The following is a 21029-nucleotide window of genomic DNA, read 5'->3' as shown; positions in this document are numbered from 1 at the left end:
AAAAGTAGGTGTGATGGAACTCTCGACGATAATCCGGCCCGCCGCCGTGAAGGTGCTGGCGAACGTGTCCAGCAAGAAGCGCCTGTTCCAGGATCTTGGCGAAATCGTCGCCTCGGCCTACGGGATGGACGCCGACATTGCCTTCGGTGCCCTGCAAGATCGCGAATCTCTTGGTCCGACCGGCGTGGGGCACGGCGTGGCGCTGCCGCATGCCCGTATCGAAGGGCTTGAGGAGGTCGTCGGGGCTTTCGTGCGGATCGAGAAGCCGCTCGATTTCGATGCGGTCGATCGTCAACCTGTGGACTTGATCTTTGCCCTGTTCGCGCCCGATGGGTCCGGCGTCGATCACCTCAAGGCCTTGGCGCTGGTTTCACGAACGATGCGCGACGCCGCGGTTTGCGCAAAGCTGAGGGCCAACGAAGACCCCGACACCCTGCACACCATCCTGACCGAGGCGCATTCGACCCGGGCTGCCTGATCTTCAGGACTTGGACAGGTCGTTCTCCACGGACCAGTCACCAAAGCCAAACAGCATGTAGTCGCGTTTATAGGCGGCGCGCACGGCCGTCTCGATCTCGTCGTTGTAGATTTCGGCAAGGGTGAAGGGCGTATCCCTGATCGGCTCCGGCGCGGGCAGGGGCGCAATACCCACCTCGGCACAAAGCTGATCCAGACCTTGTGCAAGTTGCGCCTCGCGCAGCAGGTGGTCGGGCAGGTGAACCTGCCCGAAACCGTGGATCACACTGCCCTGCGAGGCCCACGCACCATCAACCCGGATCGTCGTCTGGCCCTCAAGGTTGGATTTCAGGAATCGCAGGAAGGAAAGGAACGCCTCGTGATGGGCGACCCGGTCATACTCTGCCTGCGGCACCAGGACTTCGGGTAGGGGCACATCGTAATGCGCGCGCAGGGCGCGCCGGATCTCGAGGTAGGCTTCGGGCCCTTCCGACAAAAAATGCCGGCAGAATGCCGCATGCGCACGCGCCACGGGATGGCGCAGAACCGTGAAGCTGCGATGGTTCCCTTGCGTGCGCTTCCACTTGCGCATCTCCCTCTGGTTCATGCCGGTCACCAAGTCGTCGACTGACACGCCATCGAGCGCGGCAAGCCAGTTGCGCACCTCGTCAACCGGGCCGCCTTGTATGGGCAGGAACATCAAGGGGGCGCGTGGCGCGGTGACATAGCTTGGCACCATGGGCGTGCGCCTCGGCTCGAATACCGGGATGTGGCCGATATCGAAAAAGTCGATCGCCTTCACGGTTTGCAGTAGGTCGGGATAGTTCACGATTTTTTCCTCGAGCGGCTCGGGGTTCTGCTTCTTGAATTTTCCCGAAAACTTCTCGATCCGCGTCGTCTCGCCCAGGAAGCTGGCGAGGCCGTTGACCACGTCGATGTCCTGAATGTCTTCGTAGTCGATGTAAAACGCGGTCTGGCCGCTGCGCTGCAATCTACCAAGTACCTTCTGCTGAAACTCGGTGATCCGAAAGAACAGCTTGGCAAACTCCTGTGGGACGAAGCGGGCTTTCTTCTTGATCACGTCGTGCACGTTTGAAAGCTGCCATTGATCGGTTTCCCAGGCGACCTTCCGCGAGACGTAGGCATCAACGAAATTTCGCGTGAGCACGACCTTGGCGCAGCGCGGATCGTCAATCACCGCTTCAAACACGCGGCTGTCGTGATCGTGGAAAAACCGGAACCCCGGGATCCCGTCCGTCTCTTCCTTCATCCGCTCGATCAGATGGAGCGGATCGGCGTTGCGCGACTCCACGGACACGCCGAACAATTCCTCCAGGTTGGGCTTGACCATGAAGTAGGGATTGAAGGTTTCGCCGTAGGTTTGCAGACCAGGGAACAGGTCGAGGTTGGACTCGAGGAAGTTGGAGCCTGTCCGCATTTCGGCGAAGATCACGAAGTAGTCGAATGCTCTGCCCATCGCCTCGCTCTCAGTTCACCAGATAAGGTTTGCGCGGTTTCTTCTGGTTTCTTTCCACCGTGTTGGACATCGGGAAATCGCCCATCAGGTGAGGGTGCATACCCTGATTCTTCAAGTTCTGCAGGAACTGCCCAAATCCTTCGAGCGAAACCATGCGCGGGGCTTCGGTCAACCGGTGCGACGTGCGGTTGCCCAGTTCGTCGATCACGGTCTGGAGTGGCTCCATCGGGTTCTCGACGAAATCCGCCAGAGTCCAGATCCGCACCCGCGCCTTTGCGTAGAACGACCGCAGCGCGGCGAGGTGCTCGGCCTCGATCTTTTGCAGGCGTGCGGCTTCCTTGCGGATATCCGAGAAATTGGCGTTCGAATAGAAAAGCGGCACCGCCCATGCCCCGGAGATCACCGAGATCGTGGCGTTCGCGTCCTTGGCGATCAGCCAGCCGATACCCTGCGTGTCGCGCGGGCTGTACTGAAAACACTGTCTCTCACCGCGAGTGTTCCAGATCAGGCTGGTGAGGAAGGCTTCCGGCCTGTAATCGCGCAGCGTCGCGCTGTCGGAGAGGGCACCGGCAAACACGGACTGCCCGCCTGCGAATTCGACGCGATCCGGCGCAAAAAGATGGCCGTGCACCCGTGCCCCGACCATCCGCGCAAGCCAATCCTCGAAGTCTTCGAACAACTCCGAGAACCCTTCGAACACAGCGTAGGGTGCACTGGTAAGGCCGTTTTCCCAACCATCGTTCGGAAAGCGGCTTTGCATGTAGAGGCCGGGCCTTCCCTTGGTGCGCCGCTCCACCGCCCTTGAGAAAATCCGGTCGATCTTGCCCGGGTTCGGCTCTGCCCCGGTCATGATGGCGGCGTTTTCCGAAAGGAACCCGTCATAGAGCTTGTTGGCATTGGGCCAGATCTTGCGAGCGACGAAACAGTCGGAGCGGCGCAGAAGCTGCATGTGGTCGTCGTAGAAGATGTGCGGTTTGCCTTGGAAATCGAATTTGGAAAGCGTCAGCGAGCGGCTTTCGATGTTGGTTGAGTACAGTCTGACGAGAGTCTGGTAGTAGCTTTCATCGGGAATCCAGACCTTGGAAAAATATTTGTCGTAGGTTGGCCGATCCGGGTCTTCGAGAATGGCGGTGAGCGTTTGCCGGGTGAGGCACCACCACTGGCTGCCGAGATGCGGCACCAGCCCTTCGGGGATCTTTCGGTTAACCTTCAGCCGGCGCTGGAGCCGCACGTAGGCGTCGAACAGGCGGCGCTGGCGTTTCCACGAAAACGGGAATCGGAGGGTGAAGCGCTCCTCGTCGAGCCCGCCAACCGTCCACGGCACGTCTTCGGTGGTCACGCTCTCGATGAAGTTGGTCATCGGGCGATCTGCGAGGTAGTCCTTGAGTTCCTGAACCGGGCGCAACGGCAAACAGGAGCCCGATGCCAGAAAGACGTGGCGCACCTTGGAAAAATCTTTCAGCAGCAACTCCGAAGCTGCCTGGCTGGCCTTGACCAGAGACCAGGTGCCCCATTCGCAGGAGAAACGCGGCGAGAACCGGACGTTCTCAAGGTCTGACAGGGCTTCGACAAAGGCGTTGTGGTCGCGCCGTTTCACCTTCCTGTCGACATGGATCACCACCGGGCAATCGTGCCGCGCCCAATGCCGCGCAACCTGCTCGGCACGGTCGAGCGCGGTATGCACCAGCATGACGAAACCCACGCTCATGCCCAGTTGCCCTTCGACATCAGGCCAAGGATCTCAAGCTGCCGCCAGTTGATGTACTTCTCCGACCAGTTGCACCAGAGATCGGGATTGTCCTTCAGTTTCTCGGCGTAGGCACGGTATTCGTGGCTGGCGGCATAGTGCTGGCGGCGTTCCAGTTCTTCCTCGGCCTTGTCTGCGAAGGTGCTGAGAAACTTTGCATGAAGCAAAATCCCGGAAGCCTTCTCGCCACCCCACTCGTCATAGACGAGGTTGAGCCCGCGCGGCAGAAGGTTGTGGGTGGAACTGACGTAGGTATAGGCGCGGTTCCATTTCACCAGCGGGATCTTGTTGAGTGCGGGCGCGCGCGCGGGGTTGTCGGGAAAGAAGGCGCGGGCGCGCGGGCCGCCCTGGATCCAGAGATTGCCGAACCTCGGGTTCTTCGAGATCATGTAGTTCCCGGCGTCGAACCAGCATGCGATCTCGAACGGGTTCTGCCCCTCGGTGTAGGGCTGCGCGTCCAGCGTTCCCTTGGGATACATGTCGAGCAGCATCGCGCCGAAGGACTTGATCGAAGAGGCGTTGAGCCAGTCGGTGAGGGCGCGCAGGTTGCGGGTATCGGAAAAGGGGTAAATGAAAAACTCGTCGGGATCGACGGTGAGCACCCAGTGGTTATGGGCGTGTTTGCGCGCCAGCCAGTTCAGCCAGTCGACCCCGAACCGCGCCCGCTTGTAGCTGGCCCGGGTGGTCCAGACCGAAACGTCGTCTTGTTCGGCGAGGTATTCGCGCGAGCCGTCGTCGCTGTTGTTGTCGACGAAGATGAAATGGTTGACGCCAAGGTTGCGGTAGTAGGTCAGGAAAAACGGCAGCCGGACCCGCTCGTTACGCAGGGTGGACATGACAAGAATGTCGTCGGGCTTGATTGTTGCCGTTCTGTCAACAACAGCACTCAGCTCCCGGCGCTTGCGCAACGCTCGGATACGCCAGCGCTTGCGCACCCAGCGAAGCTGATATGACCGCACGAAGCCCAACCCTGACCCTTCTATTTAAGGCAGCGGTATCACCCCGGCTATCACGTCACCTTTAAAACAAGGTTGAAATGTTCTTGCCATGTGGGAAGCCAGCTTGCCTCCCCGACTGCTGCCTTACGCTCTTTTCTATCTGCCTGAGCGAGTTCGATAATCTTCTCCGCCCAAGAATACATATTGGTTACCGGCACGTAAACGGGATTGTTTCCAAGGACTTCATGATAAACCGGCAGATCGTTCGCAATCACGGGTGTGCCCAGCGCCAGGGCCTCGGCAGGCGGCAGGCCGAATCCTTCAGCGAAACTCGGCATGAGGAGTGCCTGTGTCTCCTTCAACAAGGCGGTGACGCTTGCATCGTCAAGGTTGGCGTATTCGTGGATGTGGAGCCCGGCCAACGGCGAAGAATCGAGCCTTCCGAAGACATCCTCGTTGAGCCAGCCGCGTCGTCCCGCGATCACCAGCCCCGGGATATCGTCTGTTTCCAGCTCCCTGGCGAAGTGATCCCAGATATCGAGCAGCAGCGCGTGGTTCTTGCGCGGCTCGATCGTGCCTAGGGCGAGAAACCACGGCCGGGCGCTGTTGAGCGAAGCGGGAAGCTGCCCGACCTCGGTCCGGGCCAGATCAACGCCGAGGTGGGCGACCAGCGTTGGCGGCACCGGGCCGATTGCGGAGAAGTGGCGTTTGGCATCGGCTTCGGTTGCCGCCGAGTTGCAGATCACCAGATCTGCGTTGCGCGCAATGGCCGCAAGCTTGCAGGCAAAGTCGGATACCGTTTCGGGACGTTGAAACGCGGGGTAATCGACCGGGATGGTGTCATGAAGAAGCACGACAGCCCGTCCTCCGGGGATATTGTGAATGGCGTCGAACATGCCGGTGCCAAGATTGGCGTGCCCGACATTGAGCCAGACGGTTCCCTCCGGCAAGTAGCGGCGAAGCAAGCTGCCGATCTGGTTATGTGAGGTTCGGGACAAGCTCAAACGGCGCAAGTCGGCCCGCCCGGCGCGCTGGGCCGGGTTTGCCCTCAGCCTCAGGCGGGCGCGAAGATCGGCAGGTCCCCAGGCTTCGGCCCCGAACAGTCGCAAGGCCAGCGCCCGGGTTCCATCGCGATCCAGCAGCGAAAACCCTTCCGGCGTGCGAACCAGTGAGAACAGCGGACACGGATCATTCAGAAGCCGCGTCAGATAGGCGGCCTCGACACGGTCTATCCCGGTGCAAGCGCCCCGCCCGACGCGGGAAAACAGGCGCGAAAGGTCAAGCAGGCGCGCCGCGGGCCCAAACTCCGTCAGCGGGGGCTGCGCCATTGGGGATTACTGTGCCGCTTTGCGCAGGGCGAGCAATTCTTCGATGTAGTCGATGAATTCGTCGCGCAAGTCGTCGCGGGCCAAGGCGAATGCGACGGTTGCCTGCAGGAAGCCCGCTTTCGAGCCGCAATCGAAACGCTGGCCCCGGAAACGATAGCCGAAGACATCGCGGCCTTCCACGATCTCCTCCGCGATCGCGTCGGTCAACTGGATCTCCCCGCCGGCGCCGGTGCGCACCTTGCTGATGTTCTGCAGAACCTTCGGGGTCAGAATGTAACGGCCGATCACGGCGAGGTTTGACGGGGCTTCGCCCGGCTTCGGCTTCTCGACCATGCCCTTCACCCGAACCAGCGCCCCCATGTCTTCCGCGACATCGAGCACGCCGTAGGCAGAGGCCTTGTCCTTGGGCACTTCCATCGCCGCGACCATTGCGCCGCCGGTGTCTTCATAGGCCTCGACCATCTGTTGAAGCACCGGAGTTTCGGCAGCGATCACGTCATCGGGGAGGATAACGGCAAAAGGCTCATTGGCGATCAGCCGTCGAGCGCACCACACGGCGTGGCCAAGCCCGAGCGCCTTGTGCTGGCGGATATAGGCGATCGCACCGGATTCCATGTTGGTGTTCTTGAGAATCTCGAGCAAGTCATCCTTGCCGGACCGGCGCAGGCTCGCTTCGAGGGTTGGGTTGATGTCGAAATAGTCTTCCAGCGCGCCCTTGCCGCGCGAGGTGACAAAGATGAATTCCTTGATCCCGGCGGCGCGCGCTTCGTCGATCGCGTACTGGATGAGCGGCCGGTCAACCAGCGTCATGATCTCTTTCGGAATCGACTTGGTTGCGGGAAGAAACCTGGTCCCAAGGCCAGCTACAGGGAAAATCGCTTTTGTGACTTTACGTCTCATTACGCCTCGCAACTCGTTTATTTTAAGCCTCATGCGGACACTTGACCCGCGTTCTCGAATGCCTGTCGCCGCTGCATCACCGGCCACACGGTATCGCGATATAACTCGGGCGTCATTACGAATTCGTGTCATTTCTTCCACAATGGCGCAGCCTGGCAACACGCTGCCACTCCCGCGTGACGCGGGTGCCAAAACTCTGGAAGCGAAAAGGCGGCCCATCACGCACCGCACGGCCAAAGAGACCGCCGCGTTGTTCCCACCAGCCGCCTTCGTGGAACCGAACGCGGTGCGGCAGGGCGGTCGGGCTGAAGCGGAACACGGTTACGATCTCGCCGCGGGCGACCGCCGCACTTGCCTGAGCGTTCAGACGTCGGCGCTGCCAGGGGCGCCCGGCCACGTGGGTGGATGGGCGCACGGCGGAGGGCTGGGGCTGGGGCTGGAACGATGCTTTGGGCGGCGCGAGTTTGGGAAGCGGTGCGAGGGGGCGTTGAAGCCCTTCACCAAAACCGCTTTCCAGTTCGGACAGCCGCCGGGCGATATCGCGCGGCTCAAGCCCGCCATCAACCATGTAGCGCAGCAGAGCGCGGCGCTGGTCGGCCTTGATCCGAGCGAGCTCGCCGGGCATGTCGGCATCCGGCGCATGTTTGCGCAGGAAGACCGCACTCGAAGCGCCGATTTCCGTCAGGTCGGTCGGTGCCCGGTCCCCGGCGCGGCGCGTCGAGGCAGCAAAGCCATGGTGGACGATGGCGCGCGGCACCAGCAGGGTGCGCCCGCCGTCCGCGGCCAGCCGCATGTTGAAATCGGTTTCGTCGAGGAAGAACCGAAAGGCCGGGTCGAAGCCGCCGAGGGTGGCGAGGGTGTCGCGCCGAACCGCGAAATTCGTGCCTTCGGTCTTGGTGACAAACCCTTCCGGCAGCACGGGTTCGAACGGCGCATCGTCGGCATGGTCGAGCGCGATCTTGCGCCCGAACACATCGACACCGCGCGCGCCCCATTGCAGCGAGATCCCGTTGCGGCCGATCACGAAACCCCCGGTCGCTGCCACGCCGGGATCGGTGAACGGTGCGACCAGATGATCGAGCCAGGTCGGTTCCGGCACCGCGTCGTCGTCGATGAAGGCGACGATCTCACCGCTGGCCTGAACGATACCGGCATTGCGTGCCGCAGAGATGTTGGCTTCATCGAAACCGACGAGTTTTGTCCGGTCGGCCCAAGCGGCGTTCTTCACCGTGGTTACCCCGGCGGGATCGGCAACCACAATCACCTCGAAGGCCGGATAGCACAACTGGCCAACTCCGGTCAGACAGCGCAGAAGTAGTCCGGGACGACCCCGGCTCACGATCACCACCGAAACCGGCGCGGCGTTCATGCGGATCCCATCTCGGCCAGCATCGCCTCGATCCGGGGCAGGTCTTCGGGGTTGTTCAACTCCCAGAACTGCCGCCCCTTTGCATCGACCTCGACACAAAGCACCGGGCGTTCTCGCTCCAGAAAGCGCAGTTGTTCGAGCCCTTCCAGGCGTTCCAGCGGCCCGACCTTCCAGCGCGGATAGGCCGCAAGCGCCGCAGGTCGGTAGGCATAGACGCCAACGTGGTGAAACACGGGCGTTTCCGCATCGGGGGGGAAGTCATGCGTGGTGTAGGGAATGACTTCTTTCGAGAAATAGAGCGCCTGCCCGTCGATCCCGAACACGGCCGTGGTCGCGCCAACGCGGCCTGCGCGCCGATCTTCGTGAAACCCCAAGAGCGCGCGCCCCGAGCAGCGCAGGACGGGGGTGGCGACCTCGGCGGTGGGGTGTGCTTCGAGCGCAGACACGAGCGCTTCGACGAACCATGGCGGGGTCAGCGGCGCATCGCCCTGGAGGTTCACCACGATATCGAAGGCTTGCCCCAAGAGGTCATGCGCCTCGGCGCAGCGCTCGGTGCCGTTCGCGCAAACCTGCGATGTCATCACCACCTCGGCGCCGAAACCACCTGCCTCGTCGCGGATGCGCTCGTCGTCGGTCGCGACCAAGACCCGGTCGATCCCGCGCACCTGCATGGCCGCGTCCCAGGTCCGGCGGATCAGGGTCTTGCGCTGGCCGGTGGCGCCCGTCACCTCGACCAGCGCCTTGCCGGGATAGCGGGTTGAGGCGTAGCGCGCCGGGATGACGAGAAGCGTCGCCATCTCAGCCCCGCTTCAACTCCACACCGGGCGCATGGGCGATGAAGAACGGGTTTTCGTAGCCGGATTTGCCATAGGTAAGCGGGGTATGATCGTCGAAACGGATCACGCGTCCGCCCGCGCCGACGAGCACGGCATGGCCCGCGGCGGTATCCCATTCCATCGTGCGTCCGAGACGCGGGTAGAGATCGGCCTCGCCGGTGGCGACGAGGCAGAACTTCAAGGAAGAGCCTGCGCTTGTCATGTCTTTCACCGCGTATCGGGCGATGTAATCGTCGGTCGCCTGGTCGCGGTGCGATTTCGAGGCCACCACCATGAGCGCCGCGTTGTCGGGGGCAGCGACGCGGATCGGCTTCGTTGTGCCCGGGGTTTCGCGGTCGAAAGGCCCCTCCTCCTCCACGGAGACGCCATCGGCGCGGGTGTAGAACAGGCGTCCCTTGGCGGGGGAATAGACCAGTCCGCGCACCGGCACACCGTCTTTGACATAAGCAATATTCACGGTGAAATCGCCCCGGCGGTGGACGAATTCCTTGGTGCCATCGAGCGGATCGACGATCAGGAACTCGGAAGCCCGCTCGGCGTGGGTTGCCGCCTGCTCCTCGGTGATCAGCAGGGTATCGGGAAAGGCAGCGCGCAAGCCGGATGAAATCAGAGCGTCCGCCGCTTCGTCGGCCGCAGTTACCGGGCTGGCGTCTGCCTTGGCGCGCACATCGAAATCGTCCTGCCCGTAGACCTCCATGATCACGTCGCCCGCTTCCAGCGCAAGTCTGCGCATCACTCGTGCCAACTCATGAAAATCCACGCTACACCTCTCGATCCGCCCGACCGCCTCGGGCATATTGCAAAATAACTCGCTCCCCTTATGATGCGGCGCTAAGGGAACAGCAAGAATTCCCTGAGAAAATGGGGCCGAGAGCAGAAGGCGCACCTATGTTTCAATTCCAGTCACGGCGATCCGAAGGACGGTTTTCGAAGGCGATCTCGCTTCTCGAAACCACCTACCACGCGACGGTGCGAAATATCCGCAAAACCCATTCCAATGCACTCGTCGGCATTGTCATGAACATGTTGCAGACGATGATCCTGGTGGCGGTGTTCTACGTCATGTTCGCAATCCTGGGTTTGCGCGGCGCGATGATCAGGGGCGATTTCCTGCTCTACATCATGTCGGGCATCTTCATGTACATGACCCATATCAAGACCTTGAGCGCGGTTGTCGGATCGGAAGGGCCCGCATCGCCGATGATGCAGCATGCGCCGATGAACACCTTCGTCGCGATCATCTCGGCGGCTCTTTCCCAGCTCTACACCCAGGTGCTTTCTGTCGTCGTGGTGCTCTATATCTATCACATCGCCTTCCAGCCGATCGAGATCCAGCAACCGGCGGCTGCGATGGGGATGCTCCTGCTCGGCTGGTTCTCTGGGTTCGCCGTCGGGCTGGTGTTCCTCGCGCTGAAGCCGTGGTTTCCAGATTTCGTCAGTGTCGGCTCGATGATCTATATTCGCGCGAACATGATCGCCTCCGGCAAGATGTTCCTCGCGAATACCCTTCCCTTCAACATGCTCGCCCTGTTCAGCTGGAACCCGCTGTTTCACGTCATCGACCAGGCCCGCGGCTTCACGTTCATCAACTACAACCCGCATTACTCCAACTGGGTCTACCCGCTCGGCTTCTCGATCATCGTGACCATGATCGGTTTCATGGGCGAGGCCTACACCCGCAAGCACGCGTCGCTGAGCTGGGGCGCGCGGCGCTAGTCGACGACGCGCAGGGTCAGGTTGATCCTGCCACCATCGCGGAGCAGGCTGGAAGACCCGGTCCGGACCCGGTCGATGCCGTGAAAGGCAAGCCGCGCGGCGCCACCGAGCACGAGCACGTCACCCGACTTGAGCCAGACAGACTCCGTTTTGCCGGATCGTTCGGTGGTGCCAATGCGAAACAGGGCCTCGTCACCGAGGCTGATCGAGACCACGGGTTGCGAAAAGTCGGCTTCGTCGCGGTCCTGGTGCAACCCCATCTTTGCGCCTTCACCATAGAGGTTCACCAGGCAGCAATCCGGTGGCCGGGCTTCAGGCACCAGCGCGCGCCAGATCTCGTGCACCGGATCGGGGATTGCCGGCCAGGGCGTGCCGGAGGGGTGGCGCTCGATGTAGCGATAGCCTCGGCGGTCGGAAAACCAGCCATAGCGCCCGGCGCTCGTCATCCGCACCGACATTTTCCGCCCCCAGCGCGTCTCCGGTGAAAACAGCGGGGCCTCGGCCACGACCCGGCGCAAAACCTCGACCATACCGGCTTGATCCGCCGGTGTGAGAAACCCGCGATAGAGGGTGGCACCACGCACATTGATGCCGGCCACCGGCCCGTTGTCATTTCGCGTCATCGGCAAAACCCCGAAAAGGACTCGTTTTTTTGCATTTTCGCTCGACCACGGCGGCTTGCAGCCCCCAATACCCCTCCTTATATACGCCCAGACGCCGGAGAGGGATCGCTCGTTCCGGCCAAGAAACTGGGATCGGGCAAGGATGCTTTCCAAGGTCCACGCCCACAACATCGCCAAGAGAGGATTTTGAGCATGGCCAAAGTCATCGGTATCGACCTCGGCACCACCAACTCCTGTGTTGCCATCATGGACGGCGCGCAACCGCGTGTCATCGAAAACTCGGAAGGCGCGCGCACGACGCCGTCGGTCGTGGCCTTCAAGGATGAAGAGCGGCTCGTCGGCCAGCCTGCGAAACGTCAGGCCGTTACCAACCCCGACAACACCGTTTTTGCTGTCAAGCGCCTGATCGGCCGTCGCTACGGGGATCCGGCCGTCGAGAAAGACAAGAAGCTGGTGCCCTACAGCATCGTCAAGGGCAGCAACGGCGACGCCTGGGTGGAAGCCGCGGGCGAGAAGTATTCGCCCTCGCAGATCTCCGCGTTCATTCTGCAGAAGATGAAGGAAACCGCCGAGAGCTACCTCGGTGAAAAGGTCGAGCAGGCCGTCATCACCGTGCCCGCCTATTTCAACGACGCCCAGCGCCAGGCCACGAAAGACGCGGGCAAGATCGCCGGTCTCGAGGTTCTGCGCATCATCAACGAACCTACCGCGGCGGCACTGGCCTATGGTCTCGACAAGAAAGAGACCAAGACGATCGCGGTCTACGACCTTGGCGGCGGCACCTTCGATATCACCATCCTCGAAATCGACGATGGCCTGTTCGAAGTGAAATCGACCAACGGCGACACCTTCCTCGGTGGTGAAGACTTCGATATGCGGATCGTGAACTACCTCGCTGAGGAGTTCAAAAAGGAAAACAACGTCGACCTGACGAAAGACAAGATGGCGCTCCAGCGGCTCAAGGAAGCTGCGGAGAAGGCCAAGATCGAGCTGTCGTCGTCGAGCCAGACCGAGATCAACCAGCCGTTCATCTCGATGGGATCCGATGGCCAGCCGCTGCACATGGTGATGAAGCTCACCCGCGCAAAACTTGAAAGCCTCGTGAACGACCTGATCAAGAACTCGATGAAGCCCTGCCAGGCCGCGCTCAAGGATGCGGGCCTGTCGACCGGCGACATCGACGAGGTGATCCTCGTCGGCGGCATGACCCGGATGCCGAAAGTGGTCGAGGAAGTCACCAAGTTCTTTGGCAAGGAGCCGCACAAGGGCGTCAACCCGGACGAGGTCGTGGCGCTGGGTGCCGCGATTCAGGCCGGCGTGCTTCAGGGCGACGTGAAAGACGTCGTGCTGCTCGACGTGACCCCGCTTTCGCTCGGCATCGAAACGCTGGGCGGCGTGTTCACCCGGCTGATCGACCGCAACACCACGATCCCGACCAAGAAGAGCCAGGTGTTCTCCACCGCCGAAGACAACCAGAACGCGGTGACGATCCGGGTGTTCCAGGGTGAGCGCGAGATGGCGGCCGACAACAAGATGCTCGGCCAGTTCAACCTTGAAGACATCCCGCCGGCCCCGCGCGGCATGCCGCAAATCGAGGTGACCTTCGATATCGACGCCAACGGCATCGTCTCGGTTCAGGCCAAGGACAAGGGCACCGGCAAGGAGCACCGGATCACGATCCAGGCTTCCGGTGGCCTGTCGGACGAAGACATCGAGAAAATGGTGAAGGACGCCGAGGAGAACGCCGAGGCCGACAAGAGCCGCCGCGAACTCGTCGAGGCCCGCAACCAGGCCGAAAGCCTCATTCACTCGACCGAGAAGGCGATGGAAGAACATGCCGACAAGGTCGATCCGACAACGATCGAGGCGATCGAACTCGCCATCGCGGCGCTCAAGGACGATCTTGAGAAAGACGACGCCGGCAAGATCAAGTCGGGCGTCCAGAACGTCACCGACGCTGCCATGAAACTGGGTGAGGCCATCTACAAGGCCGAGCAACAGTCGCAGGGCGAAGAGGCTTCCGACGACGAAGGCTCGCCCTCGGGTGTGGACGATGACATTGTCGATGCCGACTTCGAGGATCTCGACGACGACAAGCGGTCGTAAGACCCAAAGAGCTCGCGTCCGGTCCGCCAGTCCCGGCGGACCGGCGCTTGCGTTCCCAAAGGGGGACTGACCGATGTCAAAGCGCGATTACTACGAGGTTCTGGGCATTGCCAGAGGCGCGTCGGCGGACGAGATCAAGAAGGCTTATCGCGGCAAGGCACGCGAGCTGCATCCCGACCGCAACTCAGACAATCCCGATGCCGAGGCCCAGTTCAAGGAAGTGAACGAAGCCTACGACGTCTTGAAAGACGCCGACAGGAAGGCCGCTTACGACCGTTTCGGCCATGCCGCTTTTGAAAACGGCATGGGCGGTGGCGCGCGCCCGGGTGGCGGTGGTTTCCAGGGGCAGGGTGATTTTGCCTCCGCCTTTTCGGATGTGTTCGACGACCTGTTCGGCGACTTCATGGGGGGTGGTCGCGGAGGCGGTCGCCAACGCGCCACGCGCGGCTCCGATCTGCGTTACAACCTGCGGATCACCCTCGAAGAAGCCTATAACGGGCTTCAGAAAACCATCAACGTGCCGACCTCGATCACCTGCGATGCCTGTAACGGCACCGGTGCCGAAGGCGGCAGCGAACCCGTCACCTGCCCAACCTGTTCAGGGCTTGGCAAGGTCCGCGCCCAGCAAGGCTTCTTCACCGTGGAGCGCACCTGCCCGACCTGTCACGGTATGGGGCAGATCATCAAGAACCCCTGCAAGGTTTGCCATGGTCATGGGCGGATCGAGAAGGAACGCGCGCTCAGCGTGAATATTCCCGCCGGGGTCGAGACCGGAACCCGAATCCGCCTCGCCGGCGAAGGCGAGGCCGGTATGCGTGGCGGCCCGGCCGGCGATCTCTACATCTTCATCGAGGTGGCGCAGCACCCGATCTTCGAGCGCGAAGGTCTTCACCTGCACTGCCATGTGCCGGTGTCGATGACGGCTGCCGCGCTGGGCGGCGATATCGAGGTGCCCACGATCGACGGTGGCCGCTCGCGGGTGAAGATCCCGGCAGGCAGCCAGGCGGGGCGGCAGATGCGGCTTCGCGGCAAGGGTATGCCGGGGCTGCGCGGCGGTGGGCATGGCGACATGTATATCGAGCTTGCCGTCGAAACCCCGGTCAACCTTACCGGGCGGCAGAAGGAACTGCTCAAGGAATTCGAGAAGCTGTCGGAGGAAAACAACCCCGAGAGCACGGATTTCTTCTCCAAGGTCAAGAGCTTCTGGGATGGGATGAAGGGCTGACCGCGATCGGGTCGGGCCGAGCCCGCCCGGCGGTTTGCCGTTGAGCCGGGCGCTATGCACGGCCCCTGCGATTGCCCCGAAACCCTCGCCTGGGATCGCGACCGTGGCGAAATACAATTCCAAACCAGAATAATGGGTTTGCGCTGGAAGCCGTCGACGGGCGGCCTTCCGGTTGAGACCTTCTGACCGAATCACCCGGCCGGGTCGTTCAAAGTCATGCGATTCGCTCGATTTTGTGGTAGTCTAGCGACATTCGGGCGTGTCGTTTTTTGGACCATTGCCGGGTGAAAAGTCCTTCGCAGAACGCACAGTTTTCAAAAAGCGACATCCCTGGATAGCGAAGCAAGAAAAAAAATCTTTGTTTATGGGTGGATACACAGTGCCATTTCGTGTTTTTATTATGGCATGTCGTTTTTGACCTACCCTTGCTTGCTGCCGGGGGAGGATCATCAAGGGTGCAGGCCAACGTGTCGGTGCCAATACAAACCAGGGAGATGTCATGTCCAGAAAAGACCACGACCTCATCAATCGGATCGCAGAGGGTGCCCGCATGGGCCGTATCTCGCGCCGGGACTTCATGAATTATTCCGCTGCCGCGGGCCTCACCACGGCAGGCGCGACCAGCCTTTGGGCGACAAGTGCGGCGGCCGCGCCGCAGCGTGGCGGCACATTCCGCTGGGGCATCCATGATGGCAACACGGGCGACACCCACGATCCGGGCACCTACGTGACCCGGACGATGATCTTCCTCGCCCACACCCATCGCTCCTACATGACGATGATCAACGGCGATGGATCGCTGGGGCCGGATCTGGCCGACAGTTGGGAAGCCAACGATACCGCTTCCGAGTGGACCTTCAACATCAATCCCAACGCCAGCTTCCACAGCGGTCGCCCGGTGACGGCGAACGATGTCGTGGCGTCGTTCAATCACCACCGTGGCGACGATACAACTTCCGCGGCCAAGGCGCTGCTGTCGGACGTCGTGGATATCGTGGCCGATGGCGATCACACCGTCACCTTCATGCTAACCGGCGGCAACGCCGACCTGCCATGGCTGATGACCGACTATCACTTCGCGATCTGCCCGGCGAACGATGACGGCACGATCGACTGGCGCTCCGGCGACGGTTGCGGCCCCTACAAGATCGATTCGGGCGAATTCGGCGTTCAGTTCTCGCTGACCCGCCACGACGGTTGGCATGGTGAAGGCGCATGGTTCGACAACGTCGATATCATCGTGCTCAACGACCCGAACGCGCGTCAGACCGCGCTGGTGACGGGCGATGTCGATGCCGTTTCGCAGGTTGACGTGAAGACGATGGCGCTGATGCAGCGCGATCCGAACCTTCAGGTGTTCAACGTTCCCTCGGCCGGTGCCATCACCATGCCGATGTTCTGCGACACCGCGCCGTTCGACAACGTCGATGTGCGCAACGCGCTCAAGCTCGCGATCAACCGCGACGAGATCATCGAGAAGATCCTGTTCGGTGCCGGCACCAAGGCCAACGACTTCCACCATTCGCCGGCCCAGCCCTACTGGCCCGACGACATTCCGCAGCGCGACTATGATCCCGATCAGGCAAGATCGCTCTTGCAGAAAGCTGGAGCCGAGGGCCTTACGGTCAGCCTCTCCACTGCCGACAGCGTCAGTGCCGGGGCCGTCGACATGGCGGTTCTCTATGCCGAACACGCCAAGGAAGCGGGGATCACCATCAACGTGGTGCGCGAGCCGAACGACGGTTACTATTCCGATGTCTGGCTGGTGAAGCCGTTCTCGCTCGTGTCGTGGGGCGCTCGCCCGACGCCGGACGTGATGTACACGCTGGCCTACAAGCACGACGCGGCATGGAACGAGAGCCGCTGGCAGAACGACCGGTTCAACGAGCTGTTGCTGCAAGCCAAGGCGGAGCTCGACGACTCGCTGCGTGCGGAGATGTACCGCGAGATGGCGATGCTGGCCCGTGACGACGGTGGCACGGTCATTCCGTTCTTCAACAACTTCGTCTACGGCGCTCGCGCGAATGTCGGGACACCGGAAAACCTTGCGGCGAGCTGGGAGAGCGACGGCGGTCGCGCTGCGAGCCGCTGGTGGTTCAACAGCTGATCGGCTGAAACACATCGGCCCGGCGCGTGATCGTGCCGGGCCGTTTTCCTTTGCCCCCGATCATCGGCATTTCGAAGCCGGGAAGGCGGGAGCGCGATGGCAAGAATAACCGCCCGCAACGGGCGTGCAAAACGGGGGAGAAGTAAATGGGCGACCTGTTACAGCTCGTTCTGAAGCGGCTGGGTTACGGCCTGCTGACACTGCTTGTGGTGTCGATCCTGATTTTCTTCGCGGTAGAACTGTTGCCCGGCGACGTGGCGCAGCAGATCCTTGGCCAGGGCGCAACGCCCGACACCGTCGCCGCATTGCGCGATCAGCTCGGTCTCGATCGCCCTGCCGTGGTGCGATACCTTGAATGGCTCACAGGTGCGGTGCGCGGCGATTTCGGCATTTCGGCCGTTACGCGTGAACCGGTGATCGACTCAATCGGAACACGTTTCGTGAACACCTTGTTCCTTGCCGCCTATGCCGCGGTTATTGCCGTGCCCTTGGCGATCATTCTCGGGATCATCGTGGCGCTCCTTCGCAACACCGTGTTCGACCGGGTCGCAAACGTCCTGACGCTTTCGTCGATCTCGAGCCCCGAGTTCTTCCTTGGCTATGTGCTGATCCTGTTCTTCTCGGTGAAGGCTGGCATGTTCCCGGCCATTGCGAGCCTGTCGACGGGAATGAGTTTCGGAGATCTTCTGCAGCGAACCTTCCTGCCTGCTTTGACCCTGGTGCTGGTGGTCACCGCCCACATGATGCGGATGACCCGGGCAGCAATCATCAACCTGCTCGCCTCTCCCTATATCGAGATGGCGCGTTTGAAAGGCGTTCCACCATGGAAGGTAATCGTGCGACACGCGTTGCCAAACGCATGGGCACCGATCATCAACGTGGTCGCACTGAACCTGGCCTACCTGATCACCGGCGTGGTGCTTGTCGAGGTGGTGTTCGTCTATCCCGGGATCGGGCAGGCGCTCGTCGATGCGGTGTCGAAGCGCGATTTCCCGGTCGTGCAGGCCTGTAGCCTGATCTTCGCGGCCACCTTCATTCTTCTCAACCTTGCGGCGGATGTTGGTGCCATTCTTACCAACCCGCGTCTGCGGCATCCGAAATAAGGGGGGCAACATGAGCGTCTTTGTCATTGGCTACTATGCAGTCCTGCTTATCACCTCGGTTGTCCTCGCCTACGTGGGTTACCGAAAATGGTTCATGGTGGTCTTCTCGCTGACCCTGGTTTCCTTCGTGGTCGGCATCGTTGGCGGGGTGCCGGCTCTTCGCTTCATTGCCACCTTCGTGGCGATACTTGCGACGGCCGCTGCTGTCTCCTTCGCGTTCAAAGAGTTCCTTGTGCAAATCGCGAAGCCAGATCTCGCCAAGGAACTGCGGACCGCGCCTCTCACGGCGACGTTTGGCATGTTTGTTGTCTTCACCTTCGCCGTTGCGGGCATTTTCGCTCCGTTCATTGCTCCGCATGGAGAGGCGGAGGTGATTGCCGGTGCTTTTGCGCCGGCGGATAGCGATATGCTTCTCGGTGCCGACCAGCTCGGGCGCGACATTTTCAGCCGTTTGATCTACGGCACGCGCAATACCGTAGGGATCGCCCTGTCCGGCACCGTTCTGGCCTTCACCCTTGGGGCGATGGCGGGGCTGCTGGCGGCGGTCAAGAGTGGCTGGTTCGATCAAGTCATGGGCCGCGTCTCTGACGTGATCATGTCAATCCCCTCTCTGATCTTCGCGCTCCTCATGCTGTCGATTTTCGGTGGAACGCTTGCAGGTCCGACGACCAGTTTCTGGCTCTTGTTCACGTTCGCAGGTGTGGTGGGGCTGCTGTTCACAGCCGCCGCCGCCTACCAGGTGATCGGCTGGGTGGTGGGACTCGCGATCGCGATCGGCGCCTCGACGGTGTTCGCCCTGGCGGGCATCAGTATTTTCAATCCCTCCGAAGTGATCGTTATCGTCGTTGTCGCGGTGATCTACTCGCCGCGCGTCTTCCGCCTGACCCGGGCGGTGGCCGGCAACATCGTGGTGATGGACTACATCGAGGCCGCCAAGCTGCGCGGCGAGCGTGACTGGTATCTGATCCGCCGCGAGATCCTGCCGAACTCGACCGCACCTCTCGTCGCCGAGTTCGGGCTGGAATTCGTCTTCGTGTTCCTGCTGATCGCCGGCCTCAGCTTCCTTGGTCTGGGCATTCAACCTCCGACGGCAGACTGGGGCTCGATGGTGCGCGAAAATGCGACGCTGATCTCGTTTGGTGACATCACACCGCTGATCCCTGCGGCAGCCATTGCGCTGCTCACGGTGTCGGTGAACTTCGTGGTCGACTGGATGCTGTTCCGGTCTTCCGGTCTGAAGGAGCAATAAGATGGGAAAGTTTTCGAACAAGGACGTCCTGCTCAAAATCGAGGATCTTCAGATTCAGGGCTATTCCGATGAGCAATGGATCGACATCATCAAGGGGGTCGACCTCACGCTCCATCGTGGCGAAGTTCTTGGTTTGATCGGTGAATCGGGGGCGGGAAAATCCACGATCGGGGCCGCCGCGATGGGCTACGCCCGTGACGGGACCCGGATCTCCGGCGGAAGGATTGAGTTCGACGGGATGGAGCTGACAACGGCGACGGAATCGGAGAAGCGCGCGTTGCGCGGCTCGCGGATCGCCTACGTGGCACAATCCGCTGCGGCTTCCTTCAACCCGGCGCACAAGATCATCGACCAGCACACCGAGGCGCCGGTGCAATACCGCATACACAAGCGGCTCGCGGCGCAGGAAGACGCAATGGAGCTGTACGAGCGGTTGCGCCTGCCGAATCCGCAGGAGATCGGTTTTCGCTACCCGCACCAGGTTTCGGGCGGCCAGCTTCAGCGTGCAATGACGGCGATGGCGATGTCATGCCGGCCCGATCTCATCATCTTTGACGAGCCGACCACGGCGCTCGACGTCACCACGCAGATCGAGGTGCTCGCCGCGATCCGCGACATCGTCGACCAGTTCAACACCGCCGCGATCTACATCACCCACGATCTCGCCGTGGTGGCGCAGATGGCGGATACGATCAAGGTGTTGCTCAAGGGCGAAGAGGTTGAGCAGGCCTCGACCGTCGAGATGCTTGAGAATCCCAAGGAGGATTACACCAAGAGCCTCTGGGCGGTGCGCAGCTTCAAACGTGATCAGAAATCGCGCCCCACCGACGGCACCCTGCCGGTGATTTCGGTCAAGGGTATCGACGCCGCCTATACCGGCGGGGAAAAGGTTCTCGAAGACGTGTCGTTCGACATCTACCCGGGGATGACCGTGGCCGTTGTCGGCGAATCCGGCTCGGGAAAATCGACGACGGCGCGCTGTATCACCGGGCTTCTGCCGCCCATGAAAGGCGAGGTGCAATTCAAGGGCGAAACCCTGCCCCCGCGGTATCAGGACCGCACCCGCGACCAGCTTCGCCAGGCGCAGATGATCTACCAGATGGCGGATACGGCGTTGAACCCGAAGGTGCAGATCTTCGAGATCATCGGTCGCCCGGCACGGTTCTATTCCGGGCTGAAGGGCTCGGCGCTGAAGCAGCGGGTGGACGAATTGCTCGACCTGATCGAGCTGGAACCCGCGCAATACTACAACCGCTATCCGCCAGAGCTTTCAGGCGGGCAGAAACAGCGGATCGGCATTGCCCGGGCGCTTGCCGCCGAGCCGGATTTCATCATCTGCGACGAGGTGACCAGCGCGCTCGACCAGCTCGTGGCCGAGGGCATCCTGCGGTTGCTCGACCGGCTCCAGAAGGAACTCGGGCTGGCTTACATGTTCATCACCCACGATCTCGCAACCGTGCGTTCGATTGCCGACGAAGTGGTGGTGATGCAGAACGGCAAGGTTGTGGAACAGGGGCCGAAGGACGTGATGTTCACGCCCCCGCACCACCCCTACACCGACCTATTGCTCTCGTCGGTGCCGGAGATGGACCCGAATTGGCTTACCACGCTCCTTGAAGAGCGCGGCGTGGACAATATCGGGGATAGTGCGAAAGTATAGCGGACTCGAGGCCGGGCGCGCCGATTGCGCAACCGGCCCGATGCGCTGACCCGTTCAGAGGATGGCCAGCGCAGTTCCTGCCATGGTGCCCACCAATATCGAGTAGACAAGAAGAAGGCCCGGCAGGTTGCCACCACGAATCCTGCGTTCGCGGATCAGATCGTCGCGTGTGAGCATGTGAGCCTCCAA

General features: G+C 61.6%; 18 protein-coding genes. 8 read left to right on the top strand and 10 right to left on the bottom strand.

Features of this window, described 5'->3' with window-relative positions; genetic code table 11:
- Nucleotides 1-13: 13 nt before the first annotated feature.
- Complete coding sequence (locus tag B9Y97_RS07170; RefSeq protein WP_085526101.1) at nt 14-478, top strand: PTS sugar transporter subunit IIA; 465 nt, start codon at nt 14-16, stop codon at nt 476-478.
- Between the two features lie 3 nt (nt 479-481).
- Here B9Y97_RS07170 and B9Y97_RS07165 read toward each other — a convergent pair whose 3' ends face one another.
- From B9Y97_RS07165 to cysQ, 8 genes are all read right to left on the bottom strand, one after another.
- Entirely contained in the window at nt 482-1933 is a 1452-nt protein-coding gene (locus B9Y97_RS07165) for a nodulation protein NodH (protein WP_085526100.1), read from the bottom strand.
- A gap of 10 nt (nt 1934-1943) precedes the next feature.
- Nucleotides 1944-3641, bottom strand: a complete 1698-nt coding sequence (locus B9Y97_RS07160; RefSeq protein ID WP_085526099.1) for a DUF5927 domain-containing protein — start codon at nt 3639-3641, stop codon at nt 1944-1946.
- On the bottom strand, nt 3638-4648 hold the full coding sequence (locus B9Y97_RS07155; RefSeq protein WP_085526098.1) for a glycosyltransferase family 2 protein: 1011 nt from the start codon (nt 4646-4648) through the stop codon (nt 3638-3640). The genes B9Y97_RS07160 and B9Y97_RS07155 overlap by 4 nt, the downstream gene beginning before the upstream one ends.
- 41 nt (nt 4649-4689) lie before the next feature.
- On the bottom strand, nt 4690-5946 hold the full coding sequence (locus B9Y97_RS07150; RefSeq protein WP_085526097.1) for a glycosyltransferase family 4 protein: 1257 nt from the start codon (nt 5944-5946) through the stop codon (nt 4690-4692).
- A gap of 6 nt (nt 5947-5952) precedes the next feature.
- A complete protein-coding gene (gene galU, locus B9Y97_RS07145) occupies nt 5953-6846 on the bottom strand; it encodes a UTP--glucose-1-phosphate uridylyltransferase GalU (protein WP_085526096.1) in 894 nt (297 codons plus the stop codon).
- 115 nt (nt 6847-6961) lie between these two features.
- Nucleotides 6962-8215 carry a glycosyltransferase family 2 protein gene (locus B9Y97_RS07140; protein ID WP_085526095.1) on the bottom strand — a complete coding sequence of 418 codons (1254 nt, stop codon included), beginning with the start codon at nt 8213-8215 and terminating at the stop codon, nt 6962-6964.
- Nucleotides 8212-9012, bottom strand: a complete 801-nt coding sequence (locus B9Y97_RS07135) for a 3-deoxy-manno-octulosonate cytidylyltransferase (protein WP_085526094.1) — start codon at nt 9010-9012, stop codon at nt 8212-8214. The genes B9Y97_RS07140 and B9Y97_RS07135 overlap by 4 nt, the downstream gene beginning before the upstream one ends.
- Before the next feature lies 1 nt (nt 9013).
- The gene (cysQ, locus tag B9Y97_RS07130) at nt 9014-9811 is read right to left on the bottom strand and encodes a 3'(2'),5'-bisphosphate nucleotidase CysQ (protein ID WP_085526093.1); all 798 of its coding nucleotides are present in this window, start codon (nt 9809-9811) and stop codon (nt 9014-9016) included.
- A 128-nt stretch (nt 9812-9939) separates the two neighbouring features.
- Between cysQ and B9Y97_RS07125 the strand changes: the two genes are divergently transcribed.
- The gene (locus B9Y97_RS07125; protein WP_085526092.1) at nt 9940-10767 is read left to right on the top strand and encodes an ABC transporter permease; all 828 of its coding nucleotides are present in this window, start codon (nt 9940-9942) and stop codon (nt 10765-10767) included.
- On the opposite strand, the gene B9Y97_RS07120 is transcribed toward B9Y97_RS07125, so the two are convergent.
- Nucleotides 10764-11390: an alpha-ketoglutarate-dependent dioxygenase AlkB family protein gene (locus B9Y97_RS07120; protein WP_176224321.1), complete on the bottom strand. Its 627-nt coding sequence runs from the start codon at nt 11388-11390 to the stop codon at nt 10764-10766. The two genes, B9Y97_RS07125 and B9Y97_RS07120, sit on opposite strands and share 4 nt — an antisense overlap.
- A 192-nt stretch (nt 11391-11582) precedes the next feature.
- Between B9Y97_RS07120 and dnaK the strand changes: the two genes are divergently transcribed.
- The 6 genes from dnaK to B9Y97_RS07090 all read left to right on the top strand — a co-directional run bounded on the left by dnaK (nt 11583) and on the right by B9Y97_RS07090 (nt 20840).
- Entirely contained in the window at nt 11583-13496 is a 1914-nt protein-coding gene (gene dnaK / locus B9Y97_RS07115; protein WP_085526090.1) for a molecular chaperone DnaK, read from the top strand.
- Nucleotides 13497-13569: 73 nt separating this feature from the next.
- Nucleotides 13570-14721: a molecular chaperone DnaJ gene (dnaJ, locus tag B9Y97_RS07110; protein WP_085526089.1), complete on the top strand. Its 1152-nt coding sequence runs from the start codon at nt 13570-13572 to the stop codon at nt 14719-14721.
- A 499-nt stretch (nt 14722-15220) separates the two neighbouring features.
- Nucleotides 15221-16828: an ABC transporter substrate-binding protein gene (locus B9Y97_RS07105; protein ID WP_085526088.1), complete on the top strand. Its 1608-nt coding sequence runs from the start codon at nt 15221-15223 to the stop codon at nt 16826-16828.
- A 146-nt stretch (nt 16829-16974) separates the two neighbouring features.
- Entirely contained in the window at nt 16975-17931 is a 957-nt protein-coding gene (locus tag B9Y97_RS07100; RefSeq protein WP_085526087.1) for an ABC transporter permease, read from the top strand.
- 10 nt (nt 17932-17941) lie between these two features.
- Nucleotides 17942-19180: an ABC transporter permease gene (locus B9Y97_RS07095; RefSeq protein ID WP_139828249.1), complete on the top strand. Its 1239-nt coding sequence runs from the start codon at nt 17942-17944 to the stop codon at nt 19178-19180.
- Nucleotide 19181: 1 nt separating this feature from the next.
- On the top strand, nt 19182-20840 hold the full coding sequence (locus B9Y97_RS07090) for an ABC transporter ATP-binding protein (protein ID WP_085526086.1): 1659 nt from the start codon (nt 19182-19184) through the stop codon (nt 20838-20840).
- A 54-nt stretch (nt 20841-20894) separates the two neighbouring features.
- On the opposite strand, the gene B9Y97_RS18340 is transcribed toward B9Y97_RS07090, so the two are convergent.
- Nucleotides 20895-21017, bottom strand: coding sequence for a hypothetical protein (locus B9Y97_RS18340; protein WP_254900872.1), 123 nt, complete (start codon nt 21015-21017; stop codon nt 20895-20897).
- Nucleotides 21018-21029 lie beyond the last annotated feature (12 nt).

The sequence above is a fragment of the Maritimibacter sp. HL-12 genome (genome assembly GCF_900177545.1).
Lineage (GTDB): Bacteria > Pseudomonadota > Alphaproteobacteria > Rhodobacterales > Rhodobacteraceae > Sinisalibacter.
The sequence above is the reverse complement of the archived record's forward strand: the minus strand, read 5'-3'. Positions and strand labels throughout refer to the sequence as shown.